This window comes from Methylomonas sp. (assembly GCF_023228165.1).
Lineage (GTDB): Bacteria > Pseudomonadota > Gammaproteobacteria > Methylococcales > Methylomonadaceae > Methylomonas.
The window spans coordinates 92,043-110,007 of the sequence record NZ_JALOBS010000019.1; the positions used below are offsets into that span (position 1 = coordinate 92,043).

Below are 17,965 nucleotides of genomic sequence, written 5' to 3' on the forward strand. Positions count from 1 at the left end.
TCGATTTCATCGGAACGGCATTTTACGATATGCTATCAGGCTATGAAAAAAGCACATCTGACGGAAACATGTTTTAGCAATCTGGAGCTTTCCGACTCCATCATCAAAGGCCTTAAGGAAGCAGGATTCATCAACTGCACGCCGATACAGGATAAGTCGCTACCGTTGGCGTTGCGCGACAAAGACGTCGCCGGCCAGGCTCAAACCGGCACCGGCAAGACCGCCAGCTTCCTGCTGGCGACTTTTCAGCGCCTGCTCAACGACGAAAGCGAACAGATCAAAAACCCTCGCGCGCTGATCTTGGCGCCCACCCGGGAGCTGGCGATCCAGATTCATAAAGACGCTTTGGTATTAGGCAAATATTTGAATTTAAAACTGGCCTTGATCTACGGCGGTACCGATTATCAAAAACAGCTCGACAAGCTCAAAACCAATGTCGACATCATTATCGGCACCCCGGGACGCATTATCGACTTTTATAAACAAAATGCCTTTACGCTGGAGAATATTCAAGTCACCGTCATGGATGAGGCGGACCGCATGTTCGACCTGGGCTTTATCAAGGACATCCGCTTCCTGCTGCGCCGCATGCCGCCGCCGGAAAAACGCCTGAATCTGCTGTTTTCTGCCACGCTGTCGTATAAAGTTACAGAGCTGGCTTACGAACACATGAATAATCCGGTGCTGATCCGTATCGAATCGGAAGAAGTCACCTCCAAGGCCATTAACCAGATTGCCTACTGTCCGGCCAACGACCAGAAAATTCCGCTGCTGCTGGGGCTGCTGAAATACCATCAACCCCAACGCAGCATCGTTTTCGTCAATACCAAACGTTGCGCGGAACGGCTCGACGACTATTTGGAAGCCAATGGCTACAAGGTTGCCATGCTCAGCGGCGATGTACCGCAAGAAAAGCGCCAACGCCTGTTGAATGATTTTCAGGAAAACCGAGTCACGCTGTTGATAGCCACCGACGTCGCCGCCCGCGGCTTACATATCCCCGACGTATCGCATGTGTTCAATTACGACCTGCCGCAGGACGTGGAAGATTATGTGCACCGCATAGGCCGAACCGCCCGCTTCGGCGCCAGCGGCGAAGCCATTAGCTTTATCTGCGAGGAATATGCGTATTCGATGCCGGATATCGAGGACTATATCGGCGAAAAGGTGCCGGTCACCTCGATCACCCCGGAATTGCTGGTGGAAGATGTCGTCAAACCGCAGCGAAAAGAGCCGCGCGAGCGCGTCGTCCCGCACGACAAGCGCGCGCAACGGCCGCGACAGGATAGGAAACCTAGAGAATTTAAGCCTAAGCGGACGGAAGAAGCCCCTTCATCAGCGCCCGAAAATCCTCCACTGCCGGAAACTCCGTAATCTCCCGAATAGGCGCTAGACTATCCGGTTTGCTGATCGATACCAACTGCGTAATCCCAAAATTTTGCGCCGCCCGCAACACCGGCAAGCTGTCATCGACCAGCAGGCAGCGGTGTTTTTCAAATATATGATCAGCCTGTAACGTCTGCCAAAAACCCGGTTGCTCCTTGGCCAAACCATAATCGTGCGACGAAACAATCTTGTCGAAAAACTGTTGCAGACAGGTTTTTTCCATCTTCAAGCTCAAACTGTCACGATGAGCATTTGTGACCAGTAACAGGCTCCGACCACTAGCCCGTACCGCTTCCAAAAATTCGGTGACATGCGGATGTACCGCAATCAGCCCGGCAAGCTCCTGCTTCAAACCGGCAATATTAAGCTGCAACTCAGCACTCCAGTAATCCAGGCAATACCATTCCAAACGCCCCTCCATGGCTTTGAAGCGCGGTCGCAATTGATATTTGGCCTCCGCCAGCGGCAAACCGTGCAGTTCGGCAAACCGTTGCGGTACAAACTCCTGCCAGAAATGATTATCGAAATTCAAATCCAATAAAGTGCCGTCCATATCCAGCAATACGGTTTCGATTTTTGCCCACTCCAGCATATTTATTTCTCCGCCATTACGTTTGTGCGTGATGGTAGCGAAAAAGCCGGAGCGTTGTCATCCCGGCTCTGTTACGATTAGCCCGTCTACAACCGCTGGTTTCGCCATGTCCCGGAAAATGCCCATTATTCACAGCAAAGCTGTGATTGCCGAAACCCGCCAGTTCCGTATCGAGTCGTTACAGCTGGAATTTAGCAGCGGCCAACACCGCCAATACGAGCGTTTGGCGCGCAGCGGCACGAACGGTGCGGTATTGGTGGTACCGATGTTAGACCATGACACCGTTTTGCTGGTCAGGGAATATGCCGCCGGCCTGCATCGCTACGAATTAGGCCTACCCAAAGGCAAAATAGACCCGGGCGAAGATAACTTAAGCGCCGCCAACCGGGAATTAAAGGAAGAGGTGGGCTACGGCGCCAGAATGCTACAGCACCTGCATACGGTATCCATGGCCCCCGCTTATTTGGAACATACCATCGACATTATTCTCGCCGAACGGCTTTATCCGGAAAAATTAGCGGGAGACGAACCGGAAGAGTTGGAAGTGGTGCCGTGGAGCATACACGCAATCGACAAACTGATGAGTAGTGGCGAATGCAGCGAAGCACGTTCGATAGCGGCACTGTTTTTAACCGCGGCCTATCTCCGCGACCGAATCGACAGCTAATTCGGCACGATATTTTCGCCAATCAAACCCCTCGCCCGGATCGTCTTTTCTTCCAGGCGCAATATCGCTATGCCCGACTATCCGCTCCCGATTCAGCCCAGGATAGTACTTAAGCAGCAGTCTAGTAACCTCAATCAGCCTTTGATACTGTGGCTCGCAATAAGGCTGATCCACCGAACCCTCCAGCTCAATGCCAATGGAAAAGTCATTGCAGCGCTCACGGCCCCGATATTGCGAGACACCCGCATGCCAAGCCCGCTGATCGAACCGCACGAATTGCAACAACTCGCCTCCCCGACGTATCAATAAATGCGCGGAAACCCTAAGCTGGGCTATTTCCTGAAAATACGGGTGGGCGTTGGGATCCAGGCAATTACAAAATAATTGCTCGATATAAGCACCGCCAAACTGCGCGGGCGGCAAGCTGATACAGTGAATCACCAACAGAGATATGTCGGCGGCATCAGGCCTGGCATCGCAGTTTGGCGAATGCCGAAAAGGCGCAATATCAATGCGATGATCGAGAATGTTCATTCGGCTGTATTTTTCATAAATGGCAAATGTTCCCCCAACTTGGCATGAGCCAATAACGCTAGCTGCGTTTCGGCTTGGTTTATAATGCCGCTATCTTAATATTAAATTTGGACATCCATGAAACCGCAGCCTGCCTTGGAAGACATTGCCGCCTATCTTGCCGAAGATTTGGGCAGCGGCGACCTGACCGCCAACATCATTCCGGAAACCACCCAAGCCAGCGCCCGAGTGGTAACGCGCGAAAATATGGTGTTATGCGGCCAGAGCTGGTTCGATGCGGTATTCCAACAACTGGACAAGCATATCGTCATTGAGTGGGCTCATCAGGAAGGGCATGAAGTTGCCGCCGACAGTCTGCTGTGTCAACTTCACGGCCCCGCCAGAGCCTTACTGACCGGCGAACGCACCGCGTTAAACCTTTTGCAAACCCTGTCGGCAACCGCCAGCGTTGCGCGTAAATATGCACAAGCAGTCGCCGGCACGGCTTGCAAGGTTTTGGATACCCGCAAAACCATCCCCGGCTTGAGATTGGCGCAAAAATACGCCGTTCAATGCGGCGGCTGCGTCAATCACCGTATCGGTTTATTCGACGCGATTTTAATCAAGGAAAACCACATCATCGCCGCCGGCTCCATCAGTGCGGCGATAGCCAAAGCCCGGGAACTTAGCGATGTCATGGTGGAAATCGAAGTGGAATCCCTAGCCGAATTGCAGGAAGCGTTAACGGCGCAACCCGACCGTATCATGCTGGATAATTTCACTACCGCTGATTTGCAACGGGCAGTCGCGCTGAATCAAGGTCAAGTCGAACTGGAAGCATCCGGCAATATCAGCCTGAATACCATACGCGGCATCGCCGAAACCGGTGTCGATTACATTTCAATCGGCGCATTGACCAAACACATCAACGCTATCGACTTATCGATGCGAATCGAATTATTGCCCGCGCAGCCATAGCGAATCACTGGCTGGTTTTATAAAAACCGGCCAATGCTTCGCTCGCTAACCGACCGGCATTTGCTTAGGAAACCACGTTGAGATTTTCGTTCTCGTACAAGCGGAGTTTTTTCCAGTTTACAAATTTGCTATCGTCGAAGTGCGCATCGTGATCGATGGCATGCTCATAACAGCTGCGGAACAAGCGCGCGGTACGAAATGCATGCAATTCATCATCGGCCGTAACCGTTTGCACGTTGCCGACTTGGAAAGTTTTATTCCGTGATTTACCGTCTTTCACCCAAAACACCGTGTAGCATAAATAACTTTTATCCTTGCGGTGATCGAATTTAATCGTACGGGATACGCCGGTCACTCCGGTGGTGGTTTTATTCTTAGGCGGCTTTAAAAAGCGGGTCTTACTGCCTTTCAGCACTACCAGCATTTGATCCCGCCATGTGATGGCAGCCTTTAAAGACTTGGTTTTGCTGCCCCACAGTTTATGAGAAAAATAGCGACTGCTTTCTTTGCCGCGTCTGACGATGCGAACTTGGAAACCAAAAGCATCGGGTTCTGTAATATGTTTAACTTTTGCCATACCATCAACCATTCATTCAACAAAAGCCCACAAGATGATCCTGTTTATCCGATACCATCCGTTAGTCATGTAAGCGTTAGACTACAAATTAACGTGAATTTGTCAGTTGCGCAAGTTTAATTTACTAGGATTGATACATAATTCCACAGTATTTTAGTGTAGAATAGCCTCCAGCCCTATTACATAGGCGCAAACACCCTCATAACCTTTTGTTTTATAAGTAATTTTGGAGAAGAATCGATGAGCGTTTTAGTAGGTAAGCAAGCACCTGATTTTACAGTTCCAGCCGTCCTGGCCGATGGCCAAATCGTTGACGCGTTCAGTTTTTCTGAAGCAACTAGTGGAAAATATGCCGTAATTTTCTTCTATCCACTGGACTTTACCTTTGTCTGCCCAAGCGAACTGATCGCATTCGACCACCGTATCGAAGAATTTAAAAGCCGCGGCGTGGAAGTCATTGGTGTCTCTATCGACTCACACTTTACCCACAACGCATGGCGCAATACCCCCGTCAATCAGGGCGGTATCGGCCCTGTCCGTTACACGCTGGCGGCAGATATCAGCCACAGCATCTGCAAAGACTACGATGTTGAATCCTCAATCGGCGTCGCATTCCGCGGCAGTTTCCTGATTGACAAAAACGGCATGGTCCGCCACCAAGTGGTTAACGACCTGCCGCTGGGCCGTAATATCGACGAAATGCTGCGCATGATCGATGCGCTGCAATTCCATGAAGAACACGGTGAAGTTTGCCCGGCCGGCTGGAATAAAGGCGACTCAGGCATGAACGCCAGCCCTGCCGGTGTTGCGGAATATCTGAGCCAAAATGCTGACAAGCTGTAATTTTTAGCTGTCCCGCGGACGAAAAAAAGGCGCATTGTTTCGGCAATGCGCCTTTTTTAAAAAGCATCTTTATCCAAAACATATTAGCCCGGACAAATCCGGCCGACTTTTTCGGCCACGGCAGGCGTCTCCATGAGCTTGAACACAAAAGTAATTTGCCAGCCTGCCCGCTTTAACTTAAAACCGCTCCCCATAGCTGGAGAGCTCTCGGCTGGTTCACCCGCGATAATCACACAAAACTCATACCGAAACTGGGTATACTGCCAATGCGGCTTGTGCTGGTTTAGGCATTTATACAGTACAAGCTGGCAGGGTCACCTCCTGTGCCCATGCTATTTCGGACCCGTACCGTAATGTTGATACATCAGGTTGTCCGAGGTGCCAATAGTTTTTAATCATTCAGAATCCGGTTCACGCCACCGGTAAACAGCATCACATCCTGCGGGAAATACTGTTTACCCAAGGTTACGGTGTCGACGTTGGCCGGCAGCCGGTAACAGCGCACATCGTCCTCGACTTCTTCGATCTGTTGTTCGATGCGTTCCAGCAAACGCAACAACCTTGGCCGCTTTATGACCACAGCAAACACCGAATATTGCACCGGCAAGCCCTGTTTTTTCAGTATCCGATGCACCTTGCCCAAGCGCCTGGGATTGGCAATATCATAGGCAATCAAATACAAACCTAACTGGCTGTCGGCCATTAGCTTACAGACAGCAAAAATTGATGCAATTTATTAATTGTGCTGCGGAAGAGCAAATAACAACGATCAGAGCGTTGTTGAAACAGCGTTGCCATAGCCTGCATTGGCGCCGCTCTAGACACCGTATCGTCGTCAAGCAAGAGTGGATAAAAATCCCATAGCAGCAATTGACTGACAAACGCCGCCAAATCTAGATCGTTGGCTAGTAAGGCTTCATCATCACTTACAAAATCGGCCTCCGGCAACCAAACCAGTAGCTCGGCGTGCAATATGTTTTGCAATAGACGCGCACATTGCCGTCCCCCACTACCTAAGCTGACAAACAACTGCCGACGCAATGTAACTACCGACACTTCCCGCCAATCCAGCAAGCCGATACGTCGGGCAAAGCTGCGCGCCGCCAGTTTTTCCATGGACAGCCGCCAATTCTCATATAGCGATGGTCCATCAGCGCGTGCCAGCAAATCGATCAAGCGCTGGGTCAATGCTTGTCTATCGCTGGCACGTCCCAGCCATCTGGCGCGCAAATCACCGTTTTTCTCCAGAAACAATACCGAAATGCCGGCATCGGCACAGGCCAGCAACGCAGACATTGACCATTCCACCACGCCCTTGCAAACCACCCGCGACACTCTGGACATTGGAAACAGTTGATCGGCTTTATCGGTCAGCGAAATGCGTAGTGCCGGCTCGTCCAATACCACCCTGCAACCGGGGGAACCGTCAATATACAGAGGTCGCATTAGCGGGCCTCATAAACCAGTTGATACCGTTTATTCAATGCATGCGCGTAACGGCGTAACAATCGTCGGGCCGCCCCGGCATGTGATTCGTAAAACCCATAAAATCGCTGCCGGCCGGTTTTGTTTAGCAAGCAGCGACCATTGTCAGCGCTGAAATGCTCCTGACGTAGTTCCCGCTCCCGAAACATTTGCCACACCCAATTATCCATTATCGGCCGTAATGGCTCCATCAAATCGCACGCCAGCGATTCACGGCCGAAACTCACGTCATGGTAAAACCCCAACATGCTATCCAGTCCGACGATATGGCATACCCGCACGGCATCGTAATGCAACAGGGTATAGCCCAAGGACAGACAGACGTTAACTGGGTCGGGCGGCGGACGTTTATGGCGACCGGTGAAATTCAAACAAGGGGCAAATAAGCGGGTAAACCCGCCAAAATAGGCGGCGGCGGCCGCGCCTTCATAGCCTCGCAAACTTTCCAGGGACTGGGTCAATTGCTCTTCACGCAACCTGCCAATGATGCCGGACAAGGTCTGTACGGCGCCGGTCAAAGGATGCCGCAAATCGGCCCGCTCGTGAATCGCTTCTTTCAACAAACGCAGCTGCGAACGTACCTTGACCAAAACCAGCCAACGCGCTAAAGGCATGCGCAAATCAGGATCCATGCTGATGGCATATTGGCCCAAACGCCTGGCACTGTCGCTATGCGCCCTTCCGGCCAACATCGCCGTCGCTTCGGTATTACGCCCGGACAAAACCAATAAACCGATATTCCGTTCGCTTAATGCACCCAATACCCTACTTTCCAATTGTACATTGCCGCGCAACACCACCCGATCCAGTAAGTGCAGGGGCACAGAGCCCTTACGTGTACCATCCTCGTAAAGCGCAAGCGCCTGACCGTCCAACTTGATGCCTAGATTCTTACGATCCAGATACAAACTGCTCATCCTTTACCCCACATAGTAAAACGAACCATCCTGTGGTGGCACCGCCTTGCCTAGCGTCCGGATGTGTTTGGTACCCGCCAAACGCAACACAATGAACCGATCTTCCACAGGGTCTATGACATCGGCAATGTCTTCCAGTAGCCTACGTTTTTCAGCGTCGGTCAAAAAACATTCGAACACCGATTTTTGCCCACCCGAGGCATAGCCACGCAATACATAAAGCGCCTTGCGCAGTCGCCGGTTGCAGGAAATATCGTAAGCCGCCAGATAGAGTTGCCGTTGAGTCATGGCATTAGCTTAAGCCGGAAAAGCCCAACCGTTTGTGTTGGCAAGCTTGTCGGAAATTGAATCCGTAAGCCGGGGCTGAATTTTTAAGTCGCGACGTAGGCGTCGCTCCTACCCACGCAGGAGCGACGCCTACGTCGCGAATAACGAAATCGTATTTTTTCTTCGACTTAAATAAACTTGATGAATTTATGCCCTCACAATATAACAAATCTTAATCCCTTCTTTATAAGGTCTTTAATTTAAATTACAGGGAGTCAGGCAATATTGAGGCAATCTATGAGTCTTAATCCCTTCTTTATAAGGTCTTTAATTTAAATTTAAATCCAAGCCAAGAGTTAATTGGACTTCAGTCTTAATCCCTTCTTTATAAGGTCTTTAATTTAAATGCCATCGTCAAACAACTGATGCAAGAAACCGTCGGGTCTTAATCCCTTCTTTATAAGGTCTTTAATTTAAATGCTGTCTGGAACTTTCATAGATCCTTTGACAGTCGATCTTAATCCCTTCTTTATAAGGTCTTTAATTTAAATATCACTGGAAGAAGCGCTGCTCGCATTAGTTGAAAGTCTTAATCCCTTCTTTATAAGGTCTTTAATTTAAATATCACTGGAAGAAGCGCTGCTCGCATTAGTTGAAAGTCTTAATCCCTTCTTTATAAGGTCTTTAATTTAAATACCACGAATGCCAAATTACAATGGACTATTCTTGGTCTTAATCCCTTCTTTATAAGGTCTTTAATTTAAATTCATTTTGACGGCATTGAAGACCCTTTTGACATGTCTTAATCCCTTCTTTATAAGGTCTTTAATTTAAATGGCACGTATCGCCGCCGCTCAATACCGTAAGCACGGGTCTTAATCCCTTCTTTATAAGGTCTTTAATTTAAATTGAAAGTATCAATCACAATGATAGTAGATGTACGTCTTAATCCCTTCTTTATAAGGTCTTTAATTTAAATAAAAAACCTGATTGCTGCCGATACTGGCGCAACTCCGTCTTAATCCCTTCTTTATAAGGTCTTTAATTTAAATAATCAGAAACAGTAACAGTGGCAAACGCTATCTGTCTTAATCCCTTCTTTATAAGGTCTTTAATTTAAATAAAACAATCCCGAGCAATACTTCGACTCGATTGAGTCTTAATCCCTTCTTTATAAGGTCTTTAATTTAAATGAAACCCTCAGCACCCACAACGATGCCGCCATTCTGTCTTAATCCCTTCTTTATAAGGTCTTTAATTTAAATATACCATTAATACATTGATTGTCGCTGGACTTCAGTCTTAATCCCTTCTTTATAAGGTCTTTAATTTAAATGCAACTATTTGTCAAACACCCGCCAGAAAAACCGTCTTAATCCCTTCTTTATAAGGTCTTTAATTTAAATACCCAAAAACACGTTATAAATCACCAAAATAGCGTCTTAATCCCTTCTTTATAAGGTCTTTAATTTAAATACAACCCCAATTCAAACACGACTGCGACGCTTGGTCTTAATCCCTTCTTTATAAGGTCTTTAATTTAAATATAAATCAGTATTACTCAACATCTTAGGTATGTCTTAATCCCTTCTTTATAAGGTCTTTAATTTAAATTTCCGGGGATTGCTTGGAGTATGTGAAGAATTTGTCTTAATCCCTTCTTTATAAGGTCTTTAATTTAAATATTCTATTGCCATTGTGTTTTTCTTCGCTGGCGTCTTAATCCCTTCTTTATAAGGTCTTTAATTTAAATAGCTGAATTTATTAAAGAGTATAAAACATTAAGTCTTAATCCCTTCTTTATAAGGTCTTTAATTTAAATATGACCTTAATCGACAGATTACACACCATCAGCCGTCTTAATCCCTTCTTTATAAGGTCTTTAATTTAAATTGTCGCTGATAGTGTCGCGGAATTTGTAAGACGTCTTAATCCCTTCTTTATAAGGTCTTTAATTTAAATAGCTCGATGGTTTTCTCCTTTTATTATCAGTAGGTTACAGAGGGAGTTGCCAGGGTTTTTCATTTTTCAAAAGTTAGCTGTTTGGCGTTAGCCATTTTTGCAGGTGTTGTTGTAAATTTTTCAGTTCGGTGTGACTGCAAATGCTGATGTTAAGTTCTTTGGCGCGGGCTCGACTGATTTTGTCCAGGCTTTTAAAGCTTACCAGCAGGGCCCGCCCTTGTAGCCCACCCATCAAATCGCGCAAGCTGTCTAATTTATACAGGACGTCGGCACCTTGTTCAAAGTCTTTGTAGCTTTTTGTTTTACATTCTATTAAATGCAGGCGATTGGCTTTAATGAGGCCAACATCCATTTCGTTTTTAACCACTGCCTTACCGGCCGGCTGCCGACTGATCGTGATGTTGCAGGCAACATCCTGGATGGTTAAGCTCTTTTTTAGATTAAGGCATTGGGCATAGGTGTGCATTTCCAGCCAGCCGCCATTGCAGGCAAAGCGGGCTTGTTCGTTTTTAAAGCGCAGGGTATAGCCGTTGATGACGCAAAGTTCGGCTTGTTCAAACAGCTCTAACAGTTGCCAAAGGTTGGGTTTGGATTGCGGGCCTTGCTCTATTTCGACGCTTAGTTGCGGATTGTCTGCTTTTAAGGCTAAATAATTTAGAGTACCCAGTTCGGTAGCGTAACGCTCGATGTCGGCGATGATCTGTTGGCTTAATTGACGTAATGGTTCGATCACACCGGTTCTATCAAGGGTAATTTGATCGGCACCGTAGGCCATCAAATAGTCTTCGAGTTTTAAACGATCGGCCAATTCTTGCGTAGGTTGTTTAGGCCAAAGCCATAGGAGTCGGTCTTGTTCGGGGTGGATATAGTAAATCGCTAACTCACAACTACGAAACACGTCGTAGGCTGCAATGCTCATGAGTTTGGTGCCGCCGGTGGCATTCAAGGCAATGCCACCATCCGGATAGTCGGTCAGTAAATTAAGCACTTTTTCACTAATATAGTCGGCATCCCAGGGATTTTCTATAAAACAGCGCTCGACTCGAATGGCTCGAGATTTAAAGATGGTTTCTAAGGATAGGCTGCGTTCGTGCATATCCGGGCTGACTAACATGACGACTTTTTGCGGACGCAGGTTGTCGTCCAGTATCGGGGTGAGATTGGGTATGGGCTGGGCGGATACCAAAATCAGATGGGTGCTTATGTGCATGGGGCCTCGGCGAGTAATTGGTAAAGATCGGCATCGATACGTTTGAATAATTTTTCTTTATGGTGACCACTGAGAAAACGGTGGACAAAGCCTTGTTTGATCATGGCCAAAACGTCCCATTGGCTGAGTTGGTTTCTCGTCATCAGTGCTGCGGTCAGATATTCGTCTGCTAGGGTGGTGCAACTGATATCGGGGTTATCGGTACACACTGTGAGCGGCAGACCTTTTTGCCAAAGTGCCAGCAGGGGATAGCCTGGATACTGTTGTGTATGTGGGAAACGGGGATCATAAAAACCAACCACTTCGCGGTTAGAGCTAGGGCAAAGTTCCAGACAAATACTCCGATCGCGAAAGCGTTGGGCCAGGTTGTCGTTTTCGTTGAGACTTAAGCCTTGGCCTATGCGGACGGCATGCACGTGATAGGCTGCTGGCCAAATGGAGTCGACCTTTTCGTCTTCGCCGGCAAGGATGATAATGGGCTGACATTCTGCAAAATCAGGTTGAAACAAACTGGCCATGACCTCCGGCTGGGTGGTTTGTTCGTCACCGACCAAATCCAGACCAACTAAGCGATATTTGGCCTTTAAAGCCAGTAATTTTTCCTGTTCGGGGTGGCTTTGATACAGCTGCAAGCGCTCCGGCGCCAAAAAAGCATAAGCATCTGAAATCACGGCCAAACTGACACCCAGCGTGCAAAGCAGAATGTTAGTTGTCATTTTGTAGGAGCGACGCCCACGTCGCGATTAAAGCGCAAAAGCGCTGTTCGACTCGCGACCTGGGGGTCGCTCCTACCGGCCTGCATTTCAGCGATTAAAGCCATATGGCATCCCAATGCGGATAATCGCCGATATGTTGGACTAATCCAGCCCTTAACGGATTGGTTACGATGTAACGTGCGGTTGCTAGTAAATCTTCTTCCTGTCGCAAAGCATGGTCATGAAAACCCGCTTGCCAAACGGGGTGGCCGATTTTTTTGGCAGACAAGGTTTTGAGACTTTGCATCACCTGCGATAAGCCGATTTGGCCGGTTAATGTCATTAACCAGTGTAAGTGGTCTGGCATGATAACAAAGGCCAGCGTATCGGCACGCCCTAGTAATTGTTCGTTCATCAGTAGCCTCACCATAGCGCGGGCCGCGTTGAAGTCGTTGAAAATGGGTTCGCGGTGTTGGGTGACTGTGGTGATGAGATAAACTTGATTTGCCGATGAGTAGCGACCTTTGCGCAAGTTTTTGGCGTGTGGGTTGAGTTGGGTTTTTAATCGCGACGTGGGCGTCGCCGGCTCTGATCGCGACGTAGGCGTCGCTCCTACAGTAGGAGCGACGCCTACGTCGCGATTAATTAATACGCCCACGTCGCGATTGAAACCAGATGCCCAGTTCACAACTCAAATTTATCCGGCAATTGCTCAGGTAGATTTTTGATACCTACCGTTTTAGCTTCGTCCAGCAACATGGGGACAAAGTGTTGCGCCAACCAGGACTCGATAGCTAGCCAGTCTTGTGTTTGGATAGGCGCAAAGCCGTGCGCCAGGATGGAACTGTTACGAATTTTGATATGGTTGAGTAGCGTGTGCTCCTGTTCTGTGATAAATCGGGCCGCCGGACCATCAGTCTTAAGTTTGACTAGTTGCCAGGCGTTGTATAGGCCCGCTTGCCATTGTCCGTCACGATTTTGGGTTAAGATCAGATTTTCGGGGATTTGCTCGGGCAAGACATGGCCGGTTTTGATGTTGGCTTTGCTGCTTAATAGCCATTGCGCAGTCCATTCAATCAAACGATATATACGCGCAACGGCATCGTCATAACGGCCTTGGGCGGCGCGGCGCTGGGCGTTGAGGTATAAATCAAACAGTCTTGCGGCGTCCTGTTTTCTGGGGTTGTTGTCATTCAAACGCAGCGCGATGCCAATATAGTTTTTTAAGTCCTGCGGTAAATTTGGCGCGTAGGGTTGCAGAATATTGAGCGCCAGGCTGTGATTGAAATTATCCCATTCGGCAAAGGCCCGGCTGAGTTCGCGAAAGCGGGTGTACTGAGCGCGCAGTTCCGTTTGCTGCGTTGGCCTAAGGTTTTTTAACCCGGCCTCCGCTTCGCTGTAGGCAAAACGGGTCCAGGCTTGGCGATAGGGGGCAATAAGGCGCTGGAAGCGGATTTGTTCGCTGTTGGCCCGTGCGGTAAATTGCGAGCCGTCTTGCACCTTAACTAAATCGGCGCGACTGCCGGTCACCAATTGCAAGTCAATATCCGCTCGCTCCAATGCGGCCATGATTAAACCTGCGCTCATCGATTTGGTACCTCCGGTAAAGTCGGCGGCAATTTTGGCTTGCGGAAAACGCAGCAAGGCGGCTTCGATAGCCTGGTTACAGTCCAGATAAATCTGATCCAGGTCGTCCGACTGGGTGATGGCAATTTGATATTGCTCGGCTGTCAGCCCGGTTTGGCTGGGAATGTTAGGCAAACCGGGTTTGTCGTCTTGTGGCTGCGCTTTGATACAACTGCCTTTGCCATCAATTTGGCTGACCGAACCCGCCCGCCCGGTAGCCGGGTCTTTGTCGGTGCAGATGAATACGACAAAATCCGGGCGCAATTCGTTGATAGCGCTAACAATGGGCTGGTGACTTCCGCCGACGGTGCAGATGAGGATTTGGGTCATGGTTAACCTTGTAGGTATTTCAACACTTTTTGACTACGCTCTTTGAGTTTGAGTTTTTTGTCGTTGGTGCCGGCAAAATCCGGCATCCATTTACCCGCTACTTCCATTAATGCTTGTACCTTTTGAGCGACGATTTTGGCGTCTTCAGCTTGCCAGCGGCCTTTTTCCAATTCTTGCAGCAAGCGGGTGTCGTGCTCTTGCGACTGAATCGGTTTTAAAAATGCTTCCAGCTCTTGCTCGATGGGGCTGAGGCTGGCTAGGCGTTGCTGTTCGGCTTGTTGTTTTTGCAGTTGTTCAGCTTCTATTTGTTGCTGTTTTAGCAGATTTTCTTGTTCCTGCTTTAGGCGTTGCCGGGCTTTTTGTTGTAAGGCGTTTTGCTTGGTCAATTGGGTTTGCAGCCAATCCGTAAATTGGGCACTGTTATTCTCCAACCAGTGCTGAACAGCACTGTCCGCTTGCTTTGGATCAATTTCAACAAGCACCCAACCAAAAGGTAATAGACTTTGTTTGTCGCTACTTTGATCGGCCGCTAGCCACCAGGTTTTGGGTTGTTTTTCCTGCTTAGAGGGTTGTCCTTTTCCCTGCATAATGCGAATGCTGCGGACACCATCCAGCGTTAAGGCTTCCGAACCGCTATGTCGACCAAATCTGAGCAGAAATGCTTGTCCTGCATTAAGGCGGCTTAACAAACCATTTTCCAGCAAGTTTTCGATCTGACGAATCCAATCCGGATTGATGTAATTGCGTTCTTTGATTTCAGCCAATTCGCGCCAGAACAAGCCCATATAAAACGCATTACAGGCTTTGGCTATATCTTGCATCGTCCAGTGAATTTTGGGCAATTTGTTTGAGTTTTTGAGCAATGCCTGTGGCGTGTGCAGGGTTAAACTACCGTGAAAACTTTGATACTGATGGGGAGCGATGCATTCTAAAAGCTGGTAGAGGTTTTCGCCCATGCTTGGGCGCAAATTGCCACGCTCATCAACCACGGGTTTACGTTTACGATTGACGGCAAATTGCACTTGGCAAGCCGGTTTGTCGGCATGACCTTGCCAGGCTGCATCACCGACTGCGACCAAGCGCATGGGGTCGGTGTCGAACTTGCCTTGAAACAATTGTTCTTGAAGTTGTTGATTGCGCAGATTTTGACCTCTGTGGGTGTTACCGTTATTGCATTGGTCCAATAAGGCGGTGCGAATAGCGCCTTTAATACTGCTGCCCGGTAATAACGGATTGCCATCGATCGGGTTGTAAAAAGTTCGGTCAATTTCAAGCTTGTTAATCACCCTTTTGCCCTGGCCTTCGTGTTGCGCCGTTTTGCCAATCCGTTTTTCATAAAGAGATTTAACGCCTTGGGCTGTTGGAATGGGTGCTCTGGCAAATGCAAGCAGGTTGTCTCGGTTGTCGTGAAAAAATGCCTGTACTTTAGTCAGCATATCGTCGTCGGGTCTGCCGTTAACGATAGCCAGTAGGCGCTTTTTCTCACTAACACTTAAACCGGCAATTGCTGCGCGGCTATCGAAACCATACAAAGCGCCTGCATCGGTATCGATAACGTAATTGCCTGGCTCATAACTTTCATCCGCACCAATGTTGACGGGTGATAGAGGTGTATATTTAAGCGTGTAGTGTTGAAAAAAGTTTGTCATATTGTGCCTTTTTGTTTAACTGTGAAAGTCACCGTAGGAGCGACGCCTACGTCGCGATGTGGGCGTCGCTCCTACGAGTATCGTCCCCACAGGTGTCGTTTTGACAAATCTCCCCAGCAGTTGCTTTGGATAAATGCACTGCAATTACCGGCGCATAGCCTTGATGCACGGTTTCGCTGATGGTGTTGGATAACTCGCCATTACCGCCTATACCTTGACCAATAAAGCCGGTTGCAGGTGGCGGAGTAGTAAATACCGCCGCCGTTTGTGCCAGCAAGATCGGATTTTTAAACGGCTTGCCTTGTTGATGCACGGCAATGTCGCCATGTCTGCCAAAGCGGGTGAATAATTGGTAATAACTGGCATCAGCATCAAACCCCAAGCCTTGCGGTGCACAGGGTGCCAAAGTTAAGCAGGCGTTGGCAGGATTTTGGGCGGGTAACGGCTGTTCTACAAAGGTATCGATGCTGAATTTACCCATGCCGATGCTGGCATCTTTACCGAAACCAAATTGACCAATATCTTCCAGGCATTGTTGACACTCGGCGAGACTTAGTTTTGCGGTATCAAGCAGTAAATGAATTGTCCACTTAAGCTGCGGAGTAAACCATTCTTGTTCGACGCTATATGGTGCAAAGCCGTTTTCGCCGGTGGTGTTGGTTTGGCGGTTGATAGTGTTGTGCGGCTGTGGGTGCTTTTCGCTGAGGTTGTTGGTGTTTCCAGCACTGATGGTTTTTGCATCGACTGCCGCCAATTGCCATTCATCAATGGGTTTTACCACATCGCTTATGGGCAACCAGTTACGTTTTTTCAGTGCTTTGCGATCAGCCGTTGCTTGGGTTTGATAAAAGCAGCTGGGTAATTTAGGCAGTGGCAAATAGCCTTGTGGAAACGCATCGGACAAAACTATAAAAGGCTGATTTTGGTTATAGCCGTTCAAGCATGCGGTTAAACGCTCTTCACCAAAGCGATTGCGAATTGCCCAGCATAGTTGACCAAAAAGCGTATCGCCTTTTAATGCGGTTGCGAATGCCGACAGTGGTTGTATTGTCACGCAAACGCTTTGCATCAGGCGGCCTCATTTAAAGTGAGGAGTTGCAATCTGCTTTGAATATCCTGTTCATCCAGCTTTAAATCCCGAAATTCTATCTTGCCATAACCTCTTGAGCCGGAACCGCCCAGACCGGTCAATTCCAACAGTTTCAAACCCACCAAAACGGTTTGGATCAGGTCTTCGTTGTCATGGACGCGAATGGTCAGGTTAAAGTCGAATTTGGCGGTGGCGGGAACGCGCTCGGTGTTTCTGGGGTGTTCCGCAGTGCCTCTGATTCGGTCTATGGTATTCTCCATTTTGACTTCAGTGAGCAGCAGGTTTTTGTCGTTCATTTGTTTCGCCCATTCCGAATCTAGCGAACAATCCCAAAATGCTAAACGGCTAGGACCAATTTCTTTTACCAATGCTTCGTCAATATCGCCATCAGGCGCACCACCAAACAGTTTGAGCAAGTCTTTGGCTTTGTTTTCTAGTTTTGGGTCGAGTTTCTTTAGATGTTTAAAGCTCAGGGGGTGTCCATCGGTTTGCGCGACCACCCCTAAATGCCATTCCAGCAAGCTGCGGATTTTACCTTTGATGCTGGAACCGGGAATATACGGTTCCAGGGTAATGGGATTTTTAATTACCGGATTATCGGTGCCGCCGATATGAATTTCGGTGTTACCGCTGCCAATATGTAAACCGCTGAGTAATTCGATTTGGCCGGTGAGTTTTTGAATGTGAGTTAATTGCATAGCCAAATCTCCTATTAGTTGGGGCGTTCTTGTTTGTAAAAGCCCATGAATGCTTCCATGAACAATTTGAAGGTATGCAAGGTTTGCGGACAAACAACTTGTTGTAAGCCTTTATGGATTAGCTCAACGAAATTGTCGTCCACTAACTTTCGACCTTTGGCGTAAGCTGCTTTGGCGTTGATCATGCGGATAAACGGCAGGTATTCATCGAATTTGTCAGGTTGTTGTATGACTTTGGTGTCCCACAGTACGATCTCGTCATAAAATTTTCTTAGCTGGGTAGGCTTGTTGTCATTTTTTCTAAAGTCATCGCCTGCTATGAGTTTTGCGGCTTGTTGAGCAATACTGTTAAATAGAGTCTGCTCAGCAAATCAGCCTGTGCAATCGACCAACCGTCCGGGCAAATTGAAGATGACTCGCAGATATAAAAACATCTGTTCCCCAGCTTGGCTTAAAGCCGGGATAAAACCAGCGAAGCAT

General features: G+C 48.3%; 19 protein-coding genes and 1 CRISPR repeat array. Of the genes, 4 read left to right on the forward strand and 15 right to left on the reverse strand.

Going from position 1 to position 17,965, the window contains the following annotated elements; all coding sequences use genetic code 11:
* Positions 1–42: 42 nt before the first annotated feature.
* Positions 43–1,374 (forward strand): ATP-dependent RNA helicase RhlB, encoded by a 1,332-nt coding sequence (rhlB, locus tag M0R33_RS15120; RefSeq protein ID WP_292570938.1) that lies wholly within the window; start codon positions 43–45, stop codon positions 1,372–1,374.
* Here rhlB and yrfG read toward each other — a convergent pair.
* Complete coding sequence (gene yrfG, locus M0R33_RS15125; protein ID WP_292570942.1) at positions 1,310–1,978, reverse strand: GMP/IMP nucleotidase; 669 nt, start codon at positions 1,976–1,978, stop codon at positions 1,310–1,312. The two genes, rhlB and yrfG, sit on opposite strands and share 65 nt — an antisense overlap.
* A gap of 106 nt (positions 1,979–2,084) precedes the next feature.
* Between yrfG and nudE the strand changes: the two genes are divergently transcribed.
* Entirely contained in the window at positions 2,085–2,645 is a 561-nt protein-coding gene (gene nudE, locus M0R33_RS15130; RefSeq protein WP_292570945.1) for an ADP compounds hydrolase NudE, read from the forward strand.
* On the opposite strand, the gene ampD is transcribed toward nudE, so the two are convergent.
* On the reverse strand, positions 2,607–3,179 hold the full coding sequence (ampD, locus tag M0R33_RS15135) for a 1,6-anhydro-N-acetylmuramyl-L-alanine amidase AmpD (RefSeq protein WP_292570948.1): 573 nt from the start codon (positions 3,177–3,179) through the stop codon (positions 2,607–2,609). The two genes, nudE and ampD, sit on opposite strands and share 39 nt — an antisense overlap.
* A 117-nt stretch (positions 3,180–3,296) precedes the next feature.
* On the opposite strand from ampD, the gene nadC reads away from it, so the two are divergent.
* The gene (gene nadC / locus M0R33_RS15140) at positions 3,297–4,136 is read left to right on the forward strand and encodes a carboxylating nicotinate-nucleotide diphosphorylase (RefSeq protein WP_292570951.1); all 840 of its coding nucleotides are present in this window, start codon (positions 3,297–3,299) and stop codon (positions 4,134–4,136) included.
* Positions 4,137–4,200: 64 nt separating this feature from the next.
* Here nadC and M0R33_RS15145 read toward each other — a convergent pair whose 3' ends face one another.
* Positions 4,201–4,713: a hypothetical protein gene (locus M0R33_RS15145; RefSeq protein ID WP_292570954.1), complete on the reverse strand. Its 513-nt coding sequence runs from the start codon at positions 4,711–4,713 to the stop codon at positions 4,201–4,203.
* A 240-nt stretch (positions 4,714–4,953) separates the two neighbouring features.
* Here M0R33_RS15145 and M0R33_RS15150 point away from each other — a divergent pair, with 240 nt between their 5' ends.
* Positions 4,954–5,556, forward strand: a complete 603-nt coding sequence (locus M0R33_RS15150) for a peroxiredoxin C (RefSeq protein ID WP_292570957.1) — start codon at positions 4,954–4,956, stop codon at positions 5,554–5,556.
* A gap of 391 nt (positions 5,557–5,947) precedes the next feature.
* On the opposite strand, the gene cas2 (M0R33_RS15155) is transcribed toward M0R33_RS15150, so the two are convergent.
* From cas2 (M0R33_RS15155) to csm2, 12 genes are all read right to left on the reverse strand, one after another.
* Positions 5,948–6,259 (reverse strand): CRISPR-associated endonuclease Cas2, encoded by a 312-nt coding sequence (gene cas2, locus M0R33_RS15155; RefSeq protein WP_292570960.1) that lies wholly within the window; start codon positions 6,257–6,259, stop codon positions 5,948–5,950.
* On the reverse strand, positions 6,259–7,002 hold the full coding sequence (locus M0R33_RS15160; protein ID WP_292570963.1) for a CRISPR-associated endonuclease Cas1: 744 nt from the start codon (positions 7,000–7,002) through the stop codon (positions 6,259–6,261). The genes cas2 (M0R33_RS15155) and M0R33_RS15160 overlap by 1 nt, the downstream gene beginning before the upstream one ends.
* On the reverse strand, positions 7,002–7,958 hold the full coding sequence (gene cas1, locus M0R33_RS15165; RefSeq protein WP_292570966.1) for a CRISPR-associated endonuclease Cas1: 957 nt from the start codon (positions 7,956–7,958) through the stop codon (positions 7,002–7,004). The genes M0R33_RS15160 and cas1 overlap by 1 nt, the downstream gene beginning before the upstream one ends.
* A gap of 3 nt (positions 7,959–7,961) precedes the next feature.
* Positions 7,962–8,246 carry a CRISPR-associated endonuclease Cas2 gene (gene cas2, locus M0R33_RS15170; RefSeq protein WP_292570968.1) on the reverse strand — a complete coding sequence of 95 codons (285 nt, stop codon included), beginning with the start codon at positions 8,244–8,246 and terminating at the stop codon, positions 7,962–7,964.
* A gap of 208 nt (positions 8,247–8,454) precedes the next feature.
* Positions 8,455–10,187: a CRISPR direct-repeat array (repeat unit 37 nt; unit sequence GTCTTAATCCCTTCTTTATAAGGTCTTTAATTTAAAT).
* A 73-nt stretch (positions 10,188–10,260) separates the two neighbouring features.
* Positions 10,261–11,397, reverse strand: a complete 1,137-nt coding sequence (locus tag M0R33_RS15175; RefSeq protein ID WP_292570970.1) for a DUF1887 family CARF protein — start codon at positions 11,395–11,397, stop codon at positions 10,261–10,263.
* The gene (locus M0R33_RS15180) at positions 11,388–12,113 is read right to left on the reverse strand and encodes a hypothetical protein (RefSeq protein ID WP_292570973.1); all 726 of its coding nucleotides are present in this window, start codon (positions 12,111–12,113) and stop codon (positions 11,388–11,390) included. Before M0R33_RS15180 ends, M0R33_RS15175 begins: the two co-directional genes overlap by 10 nt.
* Before the next feature lie 94 nt (positions 12,114–12,207).
* Positions 12,208–12,780 carry a transposase gene (locus M0R33_RS15185; RefSeq protein WP_292570976.1) on the reverse strand — a complete coding sequence of 191 codons (573 nt, stop codon included), beginning with the start codon at positions 12,778–12,780 and terminating at the stop codon, positions 12,208–12,210.
* Positions 12,777–14,048, reverse strand: coding sequence for a TIGR02710 family CRISPR-associated CARF protein (locus tag M0R33_RS15190; protein ID WP_292570979.1), 1,272 nt, complete (start codon positions 14,046–14,048; stop codon positions 12,777–12,779). Before M0R33_RS15190 ends, M0R33_RS15185 begins: the two co-directional genes overlap by 4 nt.
* A gap of 2 nt (positions 14,049–14,050) precedes the next feature.
* On the reverse strand, positions 14,051–15,697 hold the full coding sequence (locus M0R33_RS15195) for an RAMP superfamily CRISPR-associated protein (protein ID WP_292570982.1): 1,647 nt from the start codon (positions 15,695–15,697) through the stop codon (positions 14,051–14,053).
* A gap of 46 nt (positions 15,698–15,743) precedes the next feature.
* A complete protein-coding gene (locus tag M0R33_RS15200) occupies positions 15,744–16,751 on the reverse strand; it encodes a CRISPR-associated protein Csm7 (RefSeq protein ID WP_292570986.1) in 1,008 nt (335 codons plus the stop codon).
* Positions 16,752–16,765: 14 nt separating this feature from the next.
* Complete coding sequence (csm3, locus tag M0R33_RS15205) at positions 16,766–17,485, reverse strand: type III-A CRISPR-associated RAMP protein Csm3 (RefSeq protein WP_292570989.1); 720 nt, start codon at positions 17,483–17,485, stop codon at positions 16,766–16,768.
* Between the two features lie 14 nt (positions 17,486–17,499).
* Complete coding sequence (gene csm2, locus M0R33_RS15210; protein WP_292570999.1) at positions 17,500–17,829, reverse strand: type III-A CRISPR-associated protein Csm2; 330 nt, start codon at positions 17,827–17,829, stop codon at positions 17,500–17,502.
* Between the last annotated feature and the right edge of the window lie 136 nt (positions 17,830–17,965).